The 21,542-nt window shown below is 45.5% G+C and carries 16 protein-coding genes; 14 read left to right on the top strand and 2 right to left on the bottom strand.

Translation table 11 applies throughout. From position 1 onward, the window contains the following. The 12 genes from QUB26_RS16550 to QUB26_RS16495 all read left to right on the top strand — a co-directional run. Positions 1 to 814: cobaltochelatase subunit CobN (locus QUB26_RS16550; RefSeq protein ID WP_333318878.1), on the top strand; the 814-nt coding region annotated here is incomplete at its 5' end. A gap of 45 nt (positions 815 to 859) precedes the next feature. Next, entirely contained in the window at positions 860 to 1,969 is a 1,110-nt protein-coding gene (locus QUB26_RS16545; RefSeq protein WP_333241660.1) for an AAA family ATPase, read from the top strand. Further along, positions 1,969 to 2,652 (top strand): DUF3226 domain-containing protein, encoded by a 684-nt coding sequence (locus QUB26_RS16540; protein ID WP_333241662.1) that lies wholly within the window; start codon positions 1,969 to 1,971, stop codon positions 2,650 to 2,652. Before QUB26_RS16545 ends, QUB26_RS16540 begins: the two co-directional genes overlap by 1 nt. Positions 2,653 to 2,693: 41 nt before the next feature. Then, positions 2,694 to 4,361, top strand: coding sequence for a hypothetical protein (locus QUB26_RS16535; RefSeq protein WP_333241664.1), 1,668 nt, complete (start codon positions 2,694 to 2,696; stop codon positions 4,359 to 4,361). A 456-nt stretch (positions 4,362 to 4,817) separates the two neighbouring features. Further along, complete coding sequence (locus tag QUB26_RS16530; protein ID WP_333053588.1) at positions 4,818 to 5,738, top strand: NAD(+) kinase; 921 nt, start codon at positions 4,818 to 4,820, stop codon at positions 5,736 to 5,738. Between the two features lie 322 nt (positions 5,739 to 6,060). Continuing rightward, positions 6,061 to 6,546, top strand: coding sequence for a hypothetical protein (locus tag QUB26_RS16525; RefSeq protein ID WP_333241666.1), 486 nt, complete (start codon positions 6,061 to 6,063; stop codon positions 6,544 to 6,546). Between the two features lie 169 nt (positions 6,547 to 6,715). Next, positions 6,716 to 8,692 carry a carbamoyltransferase gene (locus QUB26_RS16520; protein ID WP_333241668.1) on the top strand — a complete coding sequence of 659 codons (1,977 nt, stop codon included), beginning with the start codon at positions 6,716 to 6,718 and terminating at the stop codon, positions 8,690 to 8,692. Between the two features lie 142 nt (positions 8,693 to 8,834). Then, positions 8,835 to 9,242 (top strand): SxtJ family membrane protein, encoded by a 408-nt coding sequence (locus tag QUB26_RS16515; RefSeq protein ID WP_333154419.1) that lies wholly within the window; start codon positions 8,835 to 8,837, stop codon positions 9,240 to 9,242. Then, the gene (locus tag QUB26_RS16510) at positions 9,243 to 9,407 is read left to right on the top strand and encodes a DUF5989 family protein (RefSeq protein WP_190657062.1); all 165 of its coding nucleotides are present in this window, start codon (positions 9,243 to 9,245) and stop codon (positions 9,405 to 9,407) included. Positions 9,408 to 9,411: 4 nt separating this feature from the next. Continuing rightward, a complete protein-coding gene (locus QUB26_RS16505; RefSeq protein WP_333318876.1) occupies positions 9,412 to 10,644 on the top strand; it encodes an SGNH/GDSL hydrolase family protein in 1,233 nt (410 codons plus the stop codon). A 13-nt stretch (positions 10,645 to 10,657) separates the two neighbouring features. Further along, positions 10,658 to 11,983, top strand: a complete 1,326-nt coding sequence (locus tag QUB26_RS16500; protein ID WP_333318874.1) for a hypothetical protein — start codon at positions 10,658 to 10,660, stop codon at positions 11,981 to 11,983. A 6-nt stretch (positions 11,984 to 11,989) separates the two neighbouring features. Continuing rightward, positions 11,990 to 13,321 (top strand): hypothetical protein, encoded by a 1,332-nt coding sequence (locus tag QUB26_RS16495; protein WP_333241675.1) that lies wholly within the window; start codon positions 11,990 to 11,992, stop codon positions 13,319 to 13,321. Between the two features lie 433 nt (positions 13,322 to 13,754). Here QUB26_RS16495 and QUB26_RS16490 read toward each other — a convergent pair whose 3' ends face one another. Next, entirely contained in the window at positions 13,755 to 15,092 is a 1,338-nt protein-coding gene (locus QUB26_RS16490; protein ID WP_333243333.1) for a hemolysin family protein, read from the bottom strand. Positions 15,093 to 15,608: 516 nt separating this feature from the next. Here QUB26_RS16490 and mfd point away from each other — a divergent pair. After that, positions 15,609 to 19,166: a transcription-repair coupling factor gene (mfd, locus tag QUB26_RS16485; RefSeq protein ID WP_333318871.1), complete on the top strand. Its 3,558-nt coding sequence runs from the start codon at positions 15,609 to 15,611 to the stop codon at positions 19,164 to 19,166. 120 nt (positions 19,167 to 19,286) lie between these two features. Then, the gene (locus QUB26_RS16480; RefSeq protein WP_333318869.1) at positions 19,287 to 19,952 is read left to right on the top strand and encodes an S-layer homology domain-containing protein; all 666 of its coding nucleotides are present in this window, start codon (positions 19,287 to 19,289) and stop codon (positions 19,950 to 19,952) included. A gap of 261 nt (positions 19,953 to 20,213) precedes the next feature. Here the strand turns inward: QUB26_RS16480 and QUB26_RS16475 are convergent, their stop codons facing one another. Next, positions 20,214 to 20,930: a heme oxygenase (biliverdin-producing) gene (locus QUB26_RS16475; protein ID WP_333154412.1), complete on the bottom strand. Its 717-nt coding sequence runs from the start codon at positions 20,928 to 20,930 to the stop codon at positions 20,214 to 20,216. Positions 20,931 to 21,542: the final 612 nt, after the last annotated feature.

Below are 21,542 nucleotides of genomic sequence, written 5' to 3'. Positions count from 1 at the left end.
ACAAGGGGGGGCTAGGGGGGGTGAATTAAGTTCTGAGGCCAAATCCAACTCTTGTCCCCCCCCTTTACAAGGGGGGGCTAGGGGGGGTGAATTAAGTTCTGAGGCCAAATCCAACTCTTGTCCCCCCCCTTTACAAGGGGGGGCTAGGGGGGGTGAATTAAGTTCTGAGGCCAAATCCAACTCTTGTCCCCCCCCTTTACAAGGGGGGGTTAGGGGGGGTGAATGGGGATGTTCTGCACCCGAAGCATTTGAAAAACGCCTCGGCCAAATGCAAATAGTTCTGCAAAACCAAGACAACCGCGAACACGACATCCTCGACTCGGATGATTATTATCAATTCCAAGGGGGAATGACGGCCGCAATCCGCAATTTGCAAGGCAAAAATCCTGAAACTTATTTCGGAGACAACTCGATTCCTGAGAATCCGAAAGTGCGGCAACTGCGGGAAGAAATTGCGCGGGTTTATCGCAGCAGGGCTGTGAATCCCAAATGGATAGAAGGTGCGATGCGACACGGTTATAAAGGTGCGTTTGAAATTGCAGCAACTGTTGATTTTTTGTTTGCTTACGATGCTACGGCAAATTGTGTAGAGGATTTTATGTATGAAGGAATCGCAGAGGCTTACATTTTTGATGAGAAAGTGCAGACATTTATTCAAGAAAACAATCCTTGGGCACTGCGAGATATGGCGGAAAGATTGCTAGAAGCTCGTCAGCGGGGGTTGTGGCAGAGTGCGAACCAGGATACATTGGATAAATTGAGGTCGATCGCCCTGCAAGCCGAAGCCGTCATCGAATCCCATACTGGTTTCTAGTCTGAACGGAGAAATGATAGAATATAGTTAATATGCGAGGAATCCATGTTGCGCGATCTCACCATCCAAAATTATCGCTGTTTTAAAGATTTTCATATCGACGAGCTAGCTAGGGTTAATCTGATAGTCGGTCAGAACAATAGCGGTAAAACTACTTTTTTGGAAGCCATTTATTTATTAGTTAACGAAGGAAATATTCCGTTTCTGTTTGAGGTGCTAAATAGCAGAGGTGAAATAACATTAGAGCGTTCTAGACAAAGAAATGGCGAAGTCGTTTCTCGGCGTTATTATTATCATATTTTACATATTTTTTACGGTCATCAACTTAATAACTTCGATCGGGCTATTGATATCTGCTCTACAAAAGAGCATCTGCTTTCATTGAAGATTCAGCCTAATCGTATTCTCCAACAACTTACACTTCCAGGATTTGAAGATTTAGTTCCAAGTGGAGAGTTAGTCGCTGAGCTAGTTGTTTCCTACGGACAGTATACCCCAATAAGAATTCCTATCCGTAGTGATAGAACTGGCGATTGGCGTTACTTGGAGTTGGGCAACACATCTCAGTTAGTTGTTCCTACAAGGAGCAGCAATCAAAATTATTTTCTGACAACCACTAATAGAAGCTTTCAGCAACTGTCTCTACTGTGGGATAGAATAACACTCACACCGAAAGAACAAAGTGTAGTAGAAGCATTGCAAATTCTGGAGCCGGATGTGGAACGGATTAGTTTCACCAGTCGCCAGACTTCTAATAGTGGTATTTTGCTTAAACTTCGGGGACAGCCTCACCCAGTTCCTCTAGGCAGTATGGGAGAGGGTATGCGACGAATTCTTAGTATAGCAATGGCAGCCGTCTCATCAGAGAATGGGTTTTTGTTGGTTGATGAAATTGATACAGGTCTTTACTATCAAACCCAAACTGATATGTGGCGATTGATATTTGAAACAGCACAGCGATTGAACGTTCAAGTCTTTGCAACTACCCACAGTTGGGATTGTATAGCCGCATTTCAAGAAGCCTTAGAACAGTCAGAAGATAGTTCTGTTGGCAAATTATTTCGCTTGAGCCGGCGCGGTGAGGATATTCGTGCAGTTGAATACACTCCCGATGAATTGTCCGTTGCAGTGCGCCAAAGTATCGAGGTGCGCTGATGCCAAAAGCACGAAAACCTCCTCAATCAAAACCTCAACAGTTATTAGTAGAAGGTAAGAATGACCGACACGTAATCTGGGCTTTGTGCCAGCAATATCAACTGCCAGAAACATTTTCCGTCGAAGTACCGCAAGAAGAAGGTACAGAAGGAGTTGAAGCGCTGCTAAATGGCTTGCCAGAAAGATTGAAAGCAGAGAATTTACGCACGTTGGGAATTGTGGTAGATGCCGATCGCAATTTAAGTGGGCGGTGGCAATCTCTTAAAGATAAACTGAGTTCGATCGGCTATCGAGACATCCCCCATTCTCCCCCTCCCGAAGGCTGGGTTTGCACACCTTCAGATCCATACTTGCCTCGCGTCGGAGTTTGGTTGATGCCAAACAATCAACTTCCTGGAATGTTAGAAGATTTTGTCGCCTATCTCATCCCCCCTGGCGACACCCTGCATCCGAAAGCCGAAGCAATTTTACAAGAGCTCGAACAAGCCGGACTTAACCGCTACACTTTAATTCATCATCCCAAAGCGCTAATCCACACTTGGCTGGCATGGCAGAAAACGCCTGCAATGCCGATGGGACAAGCAATAACAGCGCAGGTGCTTAGCTGCGATGGCCCGATCACCTTAATTTTTATTGAATGGTTAAAACATCTGTTTGAGCTAATTGCTCGATCCGCCGAATAATGAGTAATATTTAGTAATATTTCGCGATCGCTGAAAGCTTTATGATTCGCCGCTACATTGCTAGCCTCAGCACCAGCATCCTCAAACGTACCTGCGCCGCTGCCGCGGTGTTCGCGGTAACAGTCGGATGTTCGTCAACGAAGCCACTCAACACCGCAGCGCCATCGGGTTCGATCGAATCCGCCGTCCTAGCGCAGTCCCCCACGTCTGTGTTAGCTCAAAACCCCAACAAAACCAGAAAATCCCTCAGCCTTCCCTCTTGCCCGCAAAACGACGCCTTCACGGAGTCAATTAACTTTGCCACCCAAGCTTCTAATTTGGCTCAATCAGCCAATTCAAAACAAGACTGGGACGAAGTAGCCGCCCTGTGGGTGCAGGCCGTCGCCTGGATGCAAGCCGTTCCCCCCGGCAGTCCCAGACGGGCGTTTGCTGAGAAAAAAGTAATCGAGTACATGAGAAACCTGGTTTATTCCCAGCAGCAAGCGAGCGCAACCAGAGCGCAAGCCAGTACAGTCAGCTTCAGCAGCGATTTACTCAACGAACAACTCCAACTTTACCTATCCTACGTTGCCACAGTCGGCCCACCAGATGTTTTGATTGTCGGCAGTTCCCGCGCATTGCAGGGCGTCGATCCCAAACAGCTAAAACAATCTTTGGCCCAAAGAGGCCGGCGGGGCTTAAAAGTATTTAACTTTTCAGTCAACGGCGCAACTGCACAAGTAGTTGACTTTCAACTGCGGCGACTTTTGAAGCCCGGTCATTTGCCTCAAATGATTATCTGGGCAGACGGCGTGCGGGCATTTAACAGCGGCCGGGACGATCGCACTTTTAATTCGATCGTCGATTCTGAAGGCAGCCAACTTTTAGCAGCAGGCATTCGCCCCGAACTGCCATCCGATGAACCCAACGAGATTCCGGCGTGTTACAGATTCCCGCAGCCCTGCGCTAACAACAATTTCCGCAAAGCATTTACCTCTGTAGATCAACCTTTCAGGGGCGCGCAAGATGCCCAACCCCTACTCCCCCCAATCAAATCCCTCTCTAGTGGAACGGCCATCTTGCCCGTTGCTGACACCCAACCCCTACTCCCCCCAATCAAATCCCTCTCTAGTGGAACGGCCATCTTGCCCGTTGCCTCAAATGCTGCAAAATATGAGTTAAAACCGATCGCAGCAGATGCAGCAACCCAAAAAGCAGAATTGATTCCAGTCTCGCGACGCACAACAGTAGCCATCAGACAACTCAACCAATTGGCAGATTCGATCGACTCCAACGGATTCATGGCTATGTCGGGCAAGTACAATCCCAACACTTATTATCGACAACGCGCTTACGTTTCAGGCCAGTACGATCGCGACTACGCAAACTTCTACCTCGGAGGCAAACAAGCAGCAGCCTTTAATTCAGTTGTAGCATTTACCAAAGCTCGCAAAATTCCCCTGATTTTCGTCAATTTGCCCCTCACCGACGACTACTTAGACGGAACTCGCCTGCGGGCAGAACAGCAGTTTCGGCAGCGAATGCAGCAACTCTCCCGGCAAAAAGGCTTCGCTTTCCGCGACTTGTCGCAGCGGTGGCCTGGCCGCAATGACTATTTTGTTGACCCCAGTCACCTCAACCGCTTTGGGGCCAGCGCAGTTTCTAGCCTACTCGCGGCCGATTCCAGCATTATCTGGCCACGGCCCAAATCCAGGCGCAGCGACGGGTAATACGATTTTAGATTTTAGATTTTAGATTTTAGATTCAAGAATTGGGAATGACAGATTTTGATTTTAGATTAAAGTATTGGAAATGACAGATGAGATAAGGGTTTGGATCTTTCAAAAAATTGGATTACTTTTTGGAATTGCTATAAACCAGAGGGAGAGTCTCCGACGGGAGATGCCCTGTGCCATCGGAATAATATTTTTCAGACTACAGTGCGATCGTCTCGGTCGCGACACTTCAGTTTAAAATCTAATCATCTAAAATCCCAAATCTCAAATCTCAAATCGATGTGCACTGCGATCGTCCCGGTCGCGACACTTCAGTTTAAAATCTAATCATCTAAAATCCCAAATCTCAAATCTCAAATCGATGTGCAGTGCGATCGTCCCGGTCGCGGCAATTCAGTCTAAAATCAAAAAATCTAAAATCTAAAATCTAAAATCTAAAATCGATAGGTTGTGCAACTAAAACAAGTAATTATCGCCCACAAAGCCAGAGATACCCTCAGCCAGAGGTGGGCAGAACAATGTGCCCGCCAATTAGAAAGTCGCGGGTGTCAGGTTTTAATGGGGCCCAGTGGCCCGAAAGATAACCCGTATCCGGTGTTTTTAGCTTCTAGTAATACCCCAATTGATTTAGCGGTAGTTCTGGGGGGCGACGGTACGGCCCTAGCTGCAGCGCGGAATTTGGCGGCTGACGGCATCCCGATTTTGGCAGCGAATGTGGGGGGACATCTGGGTTTTTTAACCGAGTCTTTTGAGGATTTCCAAAAGACTGAGGAGATTTGGGACAGACTTGCGGAAGACAGGTATGCTGTGCAGACGCGGATGATGTTGCAGGCAACAGTTTTTGAGGGAAACAGAACCAATCTCGAACCCCAAAGCGATCGATTTTTGGCACTAAATGAAATGTGTGTCAAACCTGCTTCAGCCGATCGAATGCCGAGCTGTATTCTAGAAATGGAAGTTGACGGCGAAGTAGTCGATCAATATCAAGGCGACGGTTTAATTGTGGCAACTCCCACCGGTTCGACTTGCTACACTGCATCTGCCAACGGGCCGATAATGCACTCAGGAATGGAGGCGATCGCCGTTACTCCAATTTGCCCTTTGAGTTTATCCAGTCGGGCGATCGTCCTGCCGCCCGGTTCAGTCGTCAGCATTTGGCCTTTAGCAGATTACGAACTCAGTACCAAACTTTGGACTGACGGGGTTTTAGGTACTGCAATTTGGCCAGGACACCGCGTAGACGTGCGGAGGGCGGACTGCGAAGCCAAGTTTATCATTTTGCGGGAAAACTATTCTTATTTCAACACTTTGAGGGAAAAACTTCACTGGGCAGGAGCCAGAATTCGGTACAGCAACAATCACCGCAATTAATCCGAATCATCCACCATTAATCATTAATCTGTAGGGGCGGGTTTTACCAACAATATTTGCCTAAAATCAATAATCTCATAAACCCGCCCCCACAAGGCGATAAATCGCAATTTACATTTTTATGCTTCGAGCGAAAGAAAGGTTGATCTGGGTTATTAGTGTGGGGGCGGGTTTATATAGATGGTTTGCCGTCATTAAATATTATTCGTAAAACCCCCCCTACAGGATGCTATTTTACAGGCAAAACCCACCTTACCCAACCCATAATCTACAGACAAAACTCTGTTAAGATCGCTCAATATCTTGACAAACAGCCTGATCCATGCAGACTTTTAAAAAATCAACCCGACCTTTCAACCCTCAAGATACATATCCCTGTCCCGTGTGCCGCACCGGTCAAATTTCTACCATGCTGATGATGGACGCCCTAGCTTGCAACTTCTGCCAGCACATTTATACCGCAAGCGTTGAAAGACAATCGCTCCAAATGGCCGATCGCCAACCGCCCGTAACTTGGCACTGGAACGGCAAACAGTGGATAGGAGCCCACCTCGAAGGCGTAGAATTCGGATGGCCCTACTGGGCAGCGGCTATTGGTCTAATTTTCCTTCCCACTACCTTGCTGGGACTTTCAGCTTACTATTTTCCCCCGGTTCCCGGCAGCAGGTTGTCGTGGCTGCCCCTAGCTTGGACAGGCTTAGCTTTTTTGTCGCATTTAGGCATTGTGCTGTGGTTGGTAGGTGAATTTTATCAATTCCCGCTAGTAACTTACTTCAGAGCTTGGGGGCGCAGGATTAGCCGACGCTAGCTTAAATGCTCTCAAAAAGCCGATCGTCCGAGGGCTTCCCACCGACATCGATCCAGGTAAAATTAGAGGCGATCGCAAAATTAAATTCCCAATCAGCACTGAAGCAGCTATAATCGTTAGCTATTCTAAATAGTCAAAAGCAAACGCATTGCGATTTGTGAGGAGAGCGATGAACATACTTGGAATCTCGGCGTACTATCACGACAGCGCCGCAGCCTTAATTCGCGACGGAGAAATTATAGCAGCAGCGCAGGAAGAAAGATTTTCCCGCAAAAAGCATGACGCCAGATTCCCTAAGAATGCGATCGTTTATTGCTTGAAAGAAGCGAACATAGATTTGCGGGAGCTCGATCGAATAGTCTTTTACGACAAACCTTTAGTCAAATTCGAGCGCCTTCTCGAAACCTATTTAGCCTACGCACCCCAAGGTTTTCGCTCTTTCCTAGCAGCCATGCCGATATGGCTCAAAGAAAAGCTTTACCTCAAAACCATGCTCAAAAGAGATTTGGCAGCAATAGCAAACTGCAAAACGAATAAACTGCCATCTCTGCTATTTACCGAACACCACCAATCCCACGCAGCATCCGCATTTTTCCCCAGCCCGTTTCAAAAAGCAGCCGTTTTGTGCCTCGACGGCGTGGGCGAGTGGGCAACAACCTCAGTTTGGTTGGGAGACGGGAACCAACTTACACCTCAGTGGGAAATCGATTTTCCCCACTCCTTGGGTTTGCTTTATTCAGCTTTCACCTATTACACCGGCTTCAAAGTCAACTCTGGCGAATACAAACTCATGGGTTTAGCTCCTTATGGCGAACCCAAGTATGTAGACAAGATTCTCAACTATTTAATCGACCTCAAAGATGACGGAACTTTTCGTTTGAACATGGATTATTTCAACTATACAGTTGGCTTAACCATGACAAACAAGAAGTTTGACGAACTGTTTGAAGGGCCGCCGCGTCAAGCTGAAGGAAAATTGACACAGCGGGAAATGGACATTGCAGCTTCCATTCAAGTTGTTACCGAAGAAGTTGTTTTGCGACTTTGCAGAACAGTTAAAAAAGAATTGGATGTTGATTATCTTTGTATGGCCGGCGGCGTTGCTCTCAACTGTGTTGCTAACGGCAGACTCTTGCGGGAAGGTATTTTCAAAGATATTTGGATTCAGCCGGCGGCGGGAGATGCGGGCGGTGCTTTGGGCGCGGCTTTGGCGATTTGGTATCAGTATTGCGAACAAACTCGCACAGTGAGCGCCAACTCGACAGCAAATAGTATAGAATCCCTCAAAACTGAACTTATCACTACAAACTCAGCGGTTGAGGAGAGGACTGAAGTTCTCACTGCAAACCAAGCGGTGGCAACTGTAGCGAAGTCTGTTGCTCATTTAACTTGTCACGATCAAATGCGCGGCTCATATTTGGGCCCGAGGTTTACTGACGCAGAAATTATCGAATATTTGGATGCTGTCAAAGCCAGTTATCACCGATTGGACGATGCCGAATTAATGCCGCAGTTGGCGGAAATTTTGGAACAGGGAAATGTGGTGGGATGGTTCCAAGGGCGGATGGAATTTGGGCCGCGGGCTCTGGGTGGTCGATCGATCGTGGGCGATCCCCGCAGTGCTAAAATGCAGTCCGTGATGAACCTGAAAATTAAATATCGGGAATCTTTTCGACCTTTTGCTCCGTCAATCTTAGCCGAGCGAGTTGCGGATTATTTCGAGATTGACCATTCTAGCCCTTATATGCTATTGGTAGCACCTGTCAAATCCAGTCTCCGCATTCCGATGACTCCCGAACAAGAGCAGTTGTTTGGCATTGAAAAGCTCAACATTCCGCGATCGGAAATTCCGGCTGTCACCCACGTCGATTACTCGGCTCGCATTCAAACTGTGCACAAAGAAACCAATCCTCGCTACTATGACTTAATCAGCCATTTTGAAAAGCGATCGGGCTGTTCTATTGTGGTAAATACTTCTTTCAACGTCCGAGGCGAACCCATTGTTTGCACTCCAGAGGATGCTTACCGCTGTTTCATGCGAACCGAAATGGACTATCTGGTTTTGGAAAATTACTTGCTTCCCAAGTCAGAACAAATTCCTTGGAAACAAGATGATGCTTGGAAAAATGAATTTGAACTAGATTAGTCATTAGTCATTAGTCATTAGTCATTAGTCATTAGTCATTAGTTATTAGTTGGAACGAATAACTAATTCCCCATTCCCCATTCCCCATTCCCCATTCCCCATTCCCCATTCCCTATTCCCCATTCCCCATTCCCCATTTCTAATGAGCGACGAAATTAAAAAACTCGACAAAAAAGGCTTGCGCGATTTCGGGCTGCTAATTGGCGGTTTGATTGCAGTGCTGTTCGGTTTAGCAGTACCTTTACTGCGGCGGCATTCTCTACCTTGGTGGCCTTGGGCAATCTGCGGAGTGATGGTGCTGCTAGCATTGGTGGCGCCGAAATCGCTTAATCCCGTTTATCACGCGTGGATGCGCTTTGGAATTATTCTTAACAAAATCGAAACGCCGATCGTCCTAGGGATAGTTTTTTACCTGATAGTTTGGCCGATGGGAGTGATCAAAAACATTTTCGGCGAAGATGCCATGCGGCGCAAACTAAATCCGAAAATGGATACTTACCGCGTCCCCAGTAAAGCAAGAACAAAAGTTAGTATGGAGCGTCCTTTTTAAGTGTTTGAAGCAACTTTAGATTTTCTCAAAGATTTGTGGGCGTTTATGAAAGAACGTCAAAAGTATTGGCTGTTGCCGCTCATTGTGACTTTAGTTTTTTTGGGAGCTTTGATTGTATTGAGTCAGGGTTCTGTGATTGCTCCATTTATTTACACGCTGTTTTGAAATAATGAGCAAGTTGAAAAATTTGGGTGTCAATTTGGGTTTGACACTCGGCGGTTTATTGATGGGGGTGGTAATTGGTGAAATTGGATTGCGGGTAGCCAGGATTGAAGGCTATCCCAAAATAGGAGATTTCGTAGACTCGGCGCCAACTCGTTTTCACACTTCCGATCCGAATTTGGGCTGGAAGCTGAAACCTGGTGCGTCGGGGGAGTGGAATGGGGAAGGTGCGAGTTTTGTGCAGGTGAATAGCGAGGGTTTGCGCGATCGTGAACATACAAAAGTAAAACCTCCAAATACTTTGCGCGTTGCGGTTTTGGGCGATTCTTTCACCGAAGCAATTCACGTACCTGTCGAACAAACTTTCTGGTCAAAATTGGAACGAAAGTTAGGCAACTGCGAAGCTGTTAAGGGACGCAAAAATGTTGAGGTAATGAATTTCGGGGTGCAGGGCTACGGTACTGCTCAAGAATTGATAATGCTGCGAGAAAAAGTGTGGGATTACAGTCCTGATATTGTAATTCTTGCCTTTTTTATTGGGAATGATATAATTAACAATTCGCCACAATTAGAATACGATCGCTACCGACCATTTTTTGCTTACGATGCTAGTGGCAAGCTAGTACCGGATATGTCTTTTCGCAATCTGGCGCCGATCGATCGCAACGAAAGAGCAGTTTCCTTCGTAGACCGAATGCCCAGTTTGATCGTCAACAATTCGCGCATTTTGCAGGTCATTAAAAAAATAGACTTAGATCGGAAAAAGCGGGAGTTATCGGGGCACTTTACCACTTTAAGTACCCTCAACCTCAAGGAACCTCAAGATGCAGCTTGGGAAGAGGCTTGGAGGGTGACAGAGGGTTTGATTGTGACGATGCGGAATGAAGTTGTGCAGAAAAATGCTGATTTCTTGCTTGTGACAATCGGCGATCCGATGCAAGTTCGACCGGAGGCCGAGAGGCGAAAAAATTTTATGAGAAAGAACAACATTCAGGATTTGTTTTATCCCGATAGGCGGCTGGAAAAATTGGGCGCGCGCGAGGGTTTTCGGGTACTGAATTTATCCGAACAGTTTCAAGGTTATACTGAAAAATATCAAGTCTGCGCCCACGGTTTTGATAATTCTGTACCCTGTGGGGGTCACTGGAATGAACTCGGACACCGGCTGGCTAGTATCCTGATTAACCGCAATTTGTGCGAAAATTTGAAGCAGTCTCAAGTCCCCAACAAACAACCGTAATCAGTCAAATTTCATGAAAGATTCAACGGCGATCAAAAAAGGCAAAAACATATTAATTATAATCGCGGTTAATTTGGCGATCGCCTTTATTTGTCTGGAAGGTTTGTCGCTAGCTTTTTATTTTATCAACCAAAAACAGTTTTTTTATACCCGAACTAAAGCCAAAGAAAAAGTAGTAGAAGATATTGAAAGGATCGGCATTAGACTTGAGGAATCAATCGTAGAAAGACTGCACCCACTTTTTGGCTATGTACTCAAACAAGGTGCTTTCACCAATGAAAAATTAAAGTTAAAAGTCAACAAACACGGCTTTTTTTCACTTTACGAATATCCGTTTATTAAAACCAATAAAAATCAAGTTATAATCGGAGTTTTTGGCGGTTCAGTTGCGAATAATTTTGCAGTCGATGAATACGTAACTCGCAGATTGTCTAAGAAATTGAAGACTTATCCAGAATTTGCAAACAAGGAAATTATTGTTTTAAATTTTGGCAACGGAGGCTACAAACAGCCCCAACAATTATTAGTTTTAAATTACTTTCTGGCTTTGGGTCAAGAGTTAGATTTAGTCATCAATATTGATGGTTTTAACGAAGTAGCGCTGTCAAATTTAAACAACAAAGCCCAAGTAGAAATAGGAATGCCCAGCGTTCAGCACATACAGCCTCTGGCTGGTTTAGCCAACAACAACTTGTCGCCGGAAGCGATGAGCTCGATCGTGCAAATTAACGAAAACAAAAAACAATTAAAAGCAGGTATTGACAAATTGCAAACTTGTCAACTTGCTTTGTGTCACGCTGTCACCTCGCTACAGGTGAAACAATTAGTCAACAATTACCAGCAAGCAGTTGTCAAGTACGATTCACAAGTAAAACAATCCAACTCCGACACGGCAAATAGCGGTATAGTCTACATTCCCAAAGCTGACTTTGTTTTGCAGGACGCCGCTGCTTTTGACAAAATGGCATCGATGTGGTATCAATCGTCGATCGGGATGAATCAAATTTTATCAAGTAGAAAAATTAAGTATTTTCACTTTATCCAGCCCAACCAGTATTATCCCACTCAGCGAGCGTTTACCGCCAAGGAAAACGAAATCGCGATTAACAAAGAGAGTCCCTACATTGAAGGAGTGAAAAAAGGTTATCCGGTGTTGTTGTCCAAAGTCGATGATTTGCAAAAAGCTGGGGTTAATATTTTTAGTGCAGTGAATATTTTAGACAATACCAAAGAAACGGTTTACAAAGATGCCTGCTGCCACTATAATTCAGTCGGAGACGAACTATTGGCAAACTATGTTTCTAGTTCTATTATTAAAGTAGTAAGAGAATCGAAATAGAGGTTTATGAAAGATTTAAAATTTCTCAAAAAAGGGCAAGAATTCCTCAAGATAACTTTGATTAATTTAGTGCTTTTACTGGTTTTCCTGGAACTTGGCTCCCTGGCATGGTATTTTGTCAAGCACAAGCAATTTTTCTATACGAGAGAAAAGACGCAAGATAAATCTGCCTTGGGAATTAATTTAGAAGGAGTGCGACTCAATGAGTCTATAGTCGAAAGATTTCATCCTTTTTTTGGGTTCATTCAGAAACCAGGCCCTGACTTTCGCCCCGGTTTTAAAAATAACAACTATGGGTTTCTCTCACCTTACGATTACCCTTTCAAAAAGACTAAACCCAATCAATTTATTATCGGAGTTTTTGGCGGTTCTGTGGCTTCTAATTATGGAATATTTGAAGTTCAAAACAAAATTTTACCTCAATACCTCAAGCAGTTGCCGGGTTTGAAAGATAAAGAATTTGTAATTTTGTCTTTTGCTACCGGAGGCTACAAACAACCCCAGCAATTATTAATTCTAAACTATTTTTTGGCTTTAGGGCAAGAACTGGATATGGTCGTCAATATAGATGGTTTTAATGAAGTAGCACTTTCTAACTTAAACAATAAAAATCAAGTCGATTTGGCGATGCCAAGTATTCAGCACATTTTGCCGCTGACTAGCTTGGCGAATAATAGCCTTTCTACCAAAGCGATGAAAGCAACTATCAGAATCCAAGAAAATAAAGCTAGGATTAGTCAGGGTTTGGAACGCTTACAAAACTGCTCTTTAGCTGCGTGCGATGCTTTGACTTCTGTTTACGTTCACAATCTAGTTAATAACTATAAAACCGATGTTATTAAGTTTGAAAAAGAACGGACTAAACAAAAAAAAGATGACAGTGGTAGCGTTATTTATATCAATACTAATAAGTCAGTTTTACAAGATTCATTAGCTTTTGAACAAATGGCACAAAATTGGGTGAAAAGTTCAATTTTTATGCATAAAGTTCTGTCTGCTAGTAATGTGCCTTATTTTCATGTTCTTCAGCCTAATCAATACTATCAGACGAAAAGGGTGTTTGGTGAAGCCGAAAAGCAGATTGCTTTTAACAAGGATACTCCTTATGCTAAAGCTGTGCAAATTGGATACCCGGCTCTTTTCAAGAAGTTTCCTAATTTGGAAAAAAATAATATCACTCTAGTGAATGCTGTCAATGTTTTTGACAAGACAAAAGAGGCTGTTTATGTAGATAGCTGCTGCCACTACAATCAAGCTGGAGAGGTGGTTTTCAGCAATTATGTGGGCCGTTCTATTCTGGAATCTTTGCGGAAGGATGAAAGAAATAAGAAGAAGTGATATTATGTCTGGTTGATTCGTTATTGTACAATTTGCGAAGTCGTAGGAGCGGGTTCACCAACAATATATAACGATAACCAACAATATATAAAAACCTGCCCCACTCACTAATAATTCACATCAACCTGATATTTATATTTAATTCCTAAATGTAGGTGATGATTTATCGTTGGGTGGGGGCGGGTTTTTGAGATTGTTTGTTTCCGGCGATGATGGTTGGTGAACCCGCCCCTACGGGTATTATGTCGATGGATTAAAATTACATGGTTTTTAGTTTTAGGTTTTTGGCTGGCTGGGGGAGCGATCGCCCGTTGAGTTGAGATGATTTATCGTTGGGTGGGGGCGGGTTTTTGAGATTGTTTGTTTCCGGCGATGATGGTTGGTGAACCCGCCCCTACGGGTATTATGTCGATGGATTAAAATTACATGGTTTTTAGTTTTGGGTTTTTGGCTGGCTGGAGGAGCGATCGCCCGTTGAGTCGATCGGCATTACCAAGATTTTATCAACTCGGTTCCCGTCCATATCGACTACTTCCACGCGCAAACCGTTCCACTCAAAATGCTCGGCTGCTGTGGGAATTTTCCCCAAATTTGTAATCACAAAACCGCCCATTGTGTGGTAACTTCCTTTGTGTTCGGCTGACAATTCTTCGATTCCAAATAGCTCAAAAAAATCTTCGACTGCTAGCATTCCGTCTAACAGCCAAGAACCGTCTTCGCGCTGCACGGTTTGAGGTTCGTCAGCATCTTCAATCGAGGGAAAGTCGCCAACGAGTTCGACTAAAATGTCGTTGACTGTAACCAATCCTTGAATCACCCCGTATTCATCTACTACCAAGGCAATTTGATTGCTAGATTGTTTGAAAAGTTCTAATACTTTTAAACCCCGCGTGCTTTCCGGTACAAATAACGGTCGTCGTAAAGAAGCGCTTAAATCTAGGGGTTGACCAGTTAAAGTCCGAGACAGCATATCAGTAACGTGTACTAAACCGACAACGTTGTCGAGTCCTCCTTGACACACAGGAAACCGAGAATGACCACTGCCGAGCATTTTTTGGCGGTTTTCTTCCACTGAGTCGTCGAGATCGAGCCAGGTAAGATCGGGACGCGGGGTCATTAAGGCGCTGACTCGCCGATCGCCCAAACGAAACACTCTTTCCACCATATCTTGTTCGGCTTCTTCAAAGGTTCCGGCTTCTGTTCCTTGCTCTATTAAAACTTTAATTTCTTCCTCTGTAACTTGCGGTTCTGTAGAAGGCACAATCCCCATGATCCGCATCACTAAGTCAGTGGAATAACTTAACAGATAAACCGCAGGAGCGCCAATTTTTGAGAGCATTCGCATGGGAATTGCTACGCTTGAGGCGATCGGCTCTGGGTTGTTGAGTGCCAGCCGCTTCGGCACGAGTTCCCCGATAATTAAGGTCAGATAAGTGATGGTTAAAACTGCTACTACTGAGGCGATCGTCTGAGAATAGGGGCCCAGGGCAGGAATCAACCGTAACAAAGGCTCCACCCTTTTAGCAACCGTCGTTTCCCCAAAAGCGCCCGACAGAATGGCTAGCATCGTAATCCCGATTTGAACTGTCGGCAAGAACTGATTGGGGGCATTCGCCAGATCCAAGGCTACACGGGCATTGATCGAACCTTGGTTGGCCATCTGTTGCAGTCTCACCTTCCGTACAGAGATGATGGCCATCTCTGACATCACAAACAAGCCATTGAGGAAAACCAGCAGGAGAACAATCAGAAGGTCTATATTTGAGGACATTTCTAAAATTTTCGGTAGTAACGGCGAAGCGCTCTGCCCGGTTAGTTGATTTGAGATTTGAGATTTTAGATTTTAGATTGACGACGCCACCAGTATCTGGGGGATTTCCCTCATATCTAAAATTCTTCGATCTTCACAACTTGAGTACGTGGCAGGGTATCCGTCTTTGGGTGCAGTCACAGGAGAGGTCTGGAAGCTGCGAATCTCGATCGCAAAATCGAAATTGTTGTCAACCTGGCCCTATATTAACGGAACTGGCTCGCTCAAGATCGCCGGATCGACATATTAAAGCACAAATCTATCTCCAGTTAAGTTCCCAGGCGTCAATCGATTTTAGATTTTAGATTTTAGATTTTAGATTGAAGCCTTGACTTGCGCGAGATGAATCACGTGGCGGGTATCCTGGATGCTTTCGGTCAACAGCAGAGCGGCACAATCATGGATGTTTGTCGTACAATCTCCTTAACAGGCAAAGGGAAAGAGCCTTCGCCGATCAGGGATTAAAATTAAAAGCGCATGACTTTCTCTTCAATAATTCGTACCCTGGGGCGATCGCCCCTAGCAACAGAACTCCTCAACAAGCTCAAGCGCCATCGCTACGTGCAACTGTCCGGCGTAGCCCGTTTGCCCAAAGGTTTAGTAGCTTCCGCCCTCGCACAGCAAGAAGGGCGGAGTTTACTGGTAGTGACAGCAACTCTAGAAGAAGCCGGCCGTTGGGTGGCAGGGCTGGAGGCTATGGGCTGGCAGACTGTGCATTTTTACCCAACTTCCGAGGCTTCGCCCTACGAGCTATCTTACTCCGACGAGAACGAAATGACTTGGGGACAAATGCAGGTGCTGGCGGATTTGGTCGAGAAACGAGAAACAAACCCTAATTCTAAGCCGATCGCGATTGTAGCCACCGAAAGAGCTCTCCAGTGTCACTTGCCCCCGCCTGCTGCTTTTGAACCCTACTGTCTGACGCTGAAGCGAGGTGCGGTTCAAGACTCGAAGATACTTGACCGCCAACTTGTGTCGATGGGGTACGATCGAGTGACTCTGGTAGAAATGGAGGGCCAGTGGAGTCGCCGGGGCGATATTGTCGATGTGTTTCCGGTAGCGGCGGAGTTGCCAGTGCGGCTGGAATGGTTTGGGGATGATTTGGAGCAAATTCGGGAGTTTGACCCGTCTTCCCAGCGATCGCTCGATAAGGTCGATCGATTAGTTTTAACCCCTACTAATTTTAACACAATTATTAAAGCAGTTTTATCTGAAAAAAAGGTTGACGAAATCAACCACATAGGCTCGGTTGACACAGAAAATGAAGGCGAAAAATTTGTCCGCAGGCTGTTGGGTTTAGCCTTCGAGCAACCTGCATCTTTGTTGGATTATTTGACTGAAAATACTTTAGTTGTTATTGACGAACCACAAGGGTGCGAAGGTCACAGCGACCGCTGGTTTGAGAATGCACAGGAACAGTGGAATAATTGCAATCGCGAATCGACAGTTGCTGGTGAGGAAACAGAAAACTTGCCAATTGCTAATTTAAAAGTTCCGAAAATTCACCGCACTTTTGCTGAATCTATGGCAGATGTCGCAGCTTTCGAGAGGCTAGAACTTTCAGAATTGGCAGAAGATTCTACAGCTAAAAAAATTCAAAGCTCTGCGGAGGGCGACCAGCTACCGTCTGCGATTAATTTGGCTTCTCGGCCTGTGCCGGTGATGCCTCACCAATTTGCGAAGCTGTCTCAAATGCTCAGGGAAGAGCGCGATCGGGGTTTTACCATTTTTCTGGTTTCTGCTCAACCGAGTCGTTCTGTTTCTTTGCTTTCGGAGCACGACTGTCCGGCTCAGTTTGTGGTGAATCCGCGCGATTATTTGGCGATCGACAAGTTGCAATTGCAGCACATTCCGGTTGCTTTGAAGTACAGCGGGCTGGCAGAATTGGAAGGTTTTATTCTGCCGACTTTTCGGATTGTGTTAATTACCGATCGGGAATTTTACGGTCAGCATTCTCTCGCTACTTTTAGCTACGTCCGCAAGCGCCGCCGTGCTGCTTCTAAGCAAGTAGATCCGAATAAATTAAGCCCTGGTGATTATGTGGTTCACCGCCAGCACGGAGTGGGTAAATTTATCAAGTTGGAACGTTTGACGATCGATCGGGAAACTCGCGAATATTTATTGATTCAATACGCTGACGGTACTCTGAGGGTGGCGGCAGATCAATTGGGCGCTTTGTCGCGGTTTCGGACTGTAGCCGATAAAGTACCGGATCTAAACAAGCTGACAGGTCAAACTTGGGAAAAAACTAAAACTAAGGTTCGCAAAGCTGTTAAAAAATTGGCAGTGGATTTGCTGAATCTTTATGCTAAAAGAGCTAAACAAACAGGTTACGCTTTTCCTCCTGATATGCCTTGGCAACAAGAATTAGAGGATTCTTTTCCTTACCAACCAACCCCGGATCAGTTGAAGGCAACTCAGGATGTGAAACGCGATATGGAGGGCGATCGACCGATGGATCGCTTGGTCTGCGGCGATGTCGGTTTTGGTAAGACAGAAGTGGCTCTGAGAGCGATTTTTAAGGCGGTTACGGCGGGCAAGCAGGTGGCTTTGCTCGCGCCGACGACGATTTTGACCCAACAGCACTATCACACGCTCTCGGAGCGTTTTTCCCCTTATCCGATCGAAGTTGGTTTGCTCAATCGCTTTCGCACTGAAACCGAGCGCCGAGAGATTCACAAGCGTTTGGCGACTGGGGAATTAGATGTGATTGTCGGTACTCAAGCTGTTTTGAGCAAGGCGATTAAATTTCGGGATTTGGGCCTGTTGGTGGTGGATGAAGAACAGCGGTTTGGAGTTAAGCAAAAGGAAGCGATTAAATCTCTCAAAACAGAGGTAGATGTTCTGACTCTGACAGCAACGCCGATTCCCCGGACTTTGTATATGTCGCTGTCGGGGATTCGCGAGATGAGTTTGATTTCGACTCCGCCTCCTTCCAGACGCCCGATTCAGACGCATTTGGCTCCCTATAACCCGGAAGTGGTGCGATCGGCAATTCGTCAAGAATTGGATAGAGGCGGTCAGGTTTTTTACGTGGTGCCGCGGATTGAGGGGATTGATGAGTTGGCCGTTCAGTTGCAGGAGATGGTTCCGTCTGCCAGAATTGCGATCGCCCACGGTCAAATGGAGGCGTCGGAATTAGAATCAATCATGCTGACTTTCAGTGCGGCGGAGTTTGATATTTTGGTGTGCACGACGATTATTGAGTCGGGTTTGGATATTCCGCGAGTCAATACTATTTTAATTGAAGACGCGCAGAAGTTTGGTTTGGGTCAGCTTTACCAGTTGCGGGGACGGGTGGGACGCGCGGGGATTCAAGCTCATGCTTGGCTGTTTTATCCCAAGCAGAACCAACTTTCTGATGCTGCAAGGCAGCGGCTGCGGGCAATTCAAGAGTTTGCCCAGTTGGGTTCGGGCTATCAGTTGGCTGTCCGAGATATGGAAATTCGCGGTTCGGGTGATGTTTTGGGTACTGAACAATCTGGTCAAATGGAGGCGATCGGTTTTGATTTGTATGCTGAAATGTTAGAGGAGGCGATTCGCGAAATTAAGGGTCAGGAAATTCCGAAAGTTGAGGACGCGCAAATTGACCTCACTTTGACGGCGTTTATTCCTGCCGATTACATCGCAGATTTGGATCAAAAGATGAGCGCTTACCGGTCTGTGGCTTCTGCTAATACCCCTGAAGAATTACAGCAGATTCAGGTTGATTGGTGCGATCGTTATGGGCCAATTCCTCTTCCAGCCCAGCAACTTATCCGTGTGGTCGAACTCAAACAAATTGCTAAAAAAATCGGTTTTTCTCGGATCAAACCGGAGAATAAGCAGAACATAGTGTTGGAAACTGCGATGGAAGAGCCTGCTTGGAATTTGCTCAAGGCTAATTTGCCGGAACATTTGCGCTCTCGTTTTGTCTACAGCAAGGGGAAGGTTACTATTCGAGGTATGGCGGTTTTGACGGCCCAAAAGCAATTGGATAATTTGATTGATTGGCTGGGTAAAATGCAGGGCGCTTTGCCGGAAGCAAATCTTTGATTTTAATATATAGTCCCCAAATCTCGCGCACCGCCGAAACCACAGAATAATACCGATGGAACCATAAAAAATATTACTGCTGTTTTCATGATGGTTTTAGCGACAGAAAGGATTAAAATCGTGAAAAAGTTAGTGAGTATTTTTTTGGCGATCGCCCTACTGCAAGGAGTGCCTATGGCGGTTCAATCTCAAGAAATAATTGACCCGATCGATCGGGTTGTGAGTGCTGGATTGATGAATAAAGATGCCAGTGGCAATTTTAATGCTGATGGCCTTGTCAGTCGCGCCGATTTGGCGGTGATTTTAGTGAAAACTTTTGGTTTGGAACGCCGGAAAACAGCTCAGAAACCGGATAGGGAAGTGCCGGACGTACCGAAGAGTTACTGGGCTTACAGTGCGATTCAAACTGCTTTGAAAACGGGAACGATGAGTGGATATCGCGACGGAATGTTTTTCCCAAATCAAAGGGTGACTCGCGCTGAAGCTTTGGCGATTTTTGCTCAAGCTTATGGGGTTTTTCAGTTTCCAGATCCCAGCATTTCCGAGATTTTAGCTAAGTATCCTGATGCAGGCGAAATTCCTAATTGGGCTAGAAAATCTATAGCTACTGCACTTTATGAAGGGTTCGTTAATGTTGATGTCGCAACTAATAAAATTAATCCTTTGAAACCGATGACTCGTGGAGATATCGCTTACGCTTTGAGCAAGTATTTGGAGCGACAAGTAAGGCCCACTTCTTTGCCTGTCCCCGACGAGGAGCCTCCCGATCGCGGCATGGGAAGGTGATAGTGTTTAGTTGTGATATCAAATCCGGTAGCATCCGAATTATTCCTCTCTGTATTCTCTCCCTCTGCGTTCTCTGCGCCCTCTGCGGTTAAATAATCCCGATACAACCGGAAACGATATGAGTTAAAAAGTCGATCGCCCGCAATTCAAACACCATGCAAAATCCCGGAGATTTGGTGACTGTAAAAGCAGCCATCAAACCCCCAGGATTTAAGTTTTTCCTCTTAAACGAGGCTCAAATTATCCCCAGTGAGCTTTAACTCAATCAGCAGTAGCCAATTCGGTACTGGCACCACCGCGCTTCCGTGTCAGGGTATTGAAAAGCATCTGACCGACTGCTTTAATCAAATTGCCCTCTAACTCCATGAACATCTTCATGTTCATGCCAAAAGCTGCATTAGCTTCGTCAACAATTCGCTCTGCTGTTGCTTCGTCAATCGGCAGTTCATTCATTGCCTGACGGTAGTTAGCCTTGAATTCTTTTTCATCAGGAATATCCTGGAATTCATAGAAAGCAGTGCCTTCTCCGTCGGAAAGATTCATCCCGCGCTGGGCAATTCCCTTCAGGATTTGTCCGCCGGATAAATCGCCAAGGTAGCGAGTGTAAGAGTGAGCTACTAACAGTTCTGGTGCGGTCGCCGAAATCTCTCGAATGCGCTGCACATAAGCTTTAGCTGCGGCTGAGGGGGCTACTTGTTCGCGCCAATTCGCACCGTAGTAGTAAAATAAATCTTGCTCTAAGCTGTGTTTGCGATTCAACTCAGAAAAGTAAATTTTTGAAACAACCGGATGCTGTTTTTGGCGTTCCATTTCCTCTTCCATTGCCGAGTAGACAAAGTAGAGGTTTCCTACTAACTTCCGGTAAGAAGTTTTTTCTACAACGCCTTTTAAAAAACACTTGACAAAACCGACGTTTTCTGCCATTGTGTGGGACTTTTTGGTTCCCTCACGCAATTTGGTCGCTAAATTGATGCTCATAAAAAAATTCGGTAAGTGGGAAACTCAGCGTCTTTAGACCTGAGAGGGAAACGGCTCGGCGGTCGAAACCGCCGTCAATCTTTGCATTACACGAGGATTGCTAGATGGGAGTGTAATGAATGTAATGTAATTTCGATGGGACACTTCAGCTAGGGGAGCGTGCATCGAAATTACCCTCTCAAATTTGGCAACCCGCGATCGCATAATGTTTGCTCTTTCGAGCCTCCCTTTCGGGGTGATGTTAGCTTCGACAAAGTTAACGGCCGGTACTATATCTAGGACACTGATTTAACCCAATAAGTCTGTTTAATCCTAAATTTCTAGAGCAAGGAACTAGCTTCGCATTCCCTGGTAGGTCTTTAACTCTTACCGTTAACGTAGTACCAAGGTACTGAGTCTGGTCAACTGCGGTTTAAGTCTTAGGCTAGAAGCCCAATCTCTTTAGACCTGGGTCGTTGACGCTATATTTGTCCAACCTTCTATTTTTGTGGTAGCTGATGGATGCGCCAAAAATCTAAAATTTACCTAAGTGTTTACCTTAGATCGATTTGATGAGAGATTGTATTAATTTTTATAACAAAACCTAGAAACATCAAAGGGCCCTGATGCCCG

It is taken from the genome of Microcoleus sp. B4-C1 (genome assembly GCF_036705285.1).
Classification (GTDB): Bacteria; Cyanobacteriota; Cyanobacteriia; order Cyanobacteriales; family Microcoleaceae; genus Microcoleus.
Note: the sequence above shows the minus strand (reverse complement) of the source record. Positions and strands in the feature narration are given on the sequence as shown.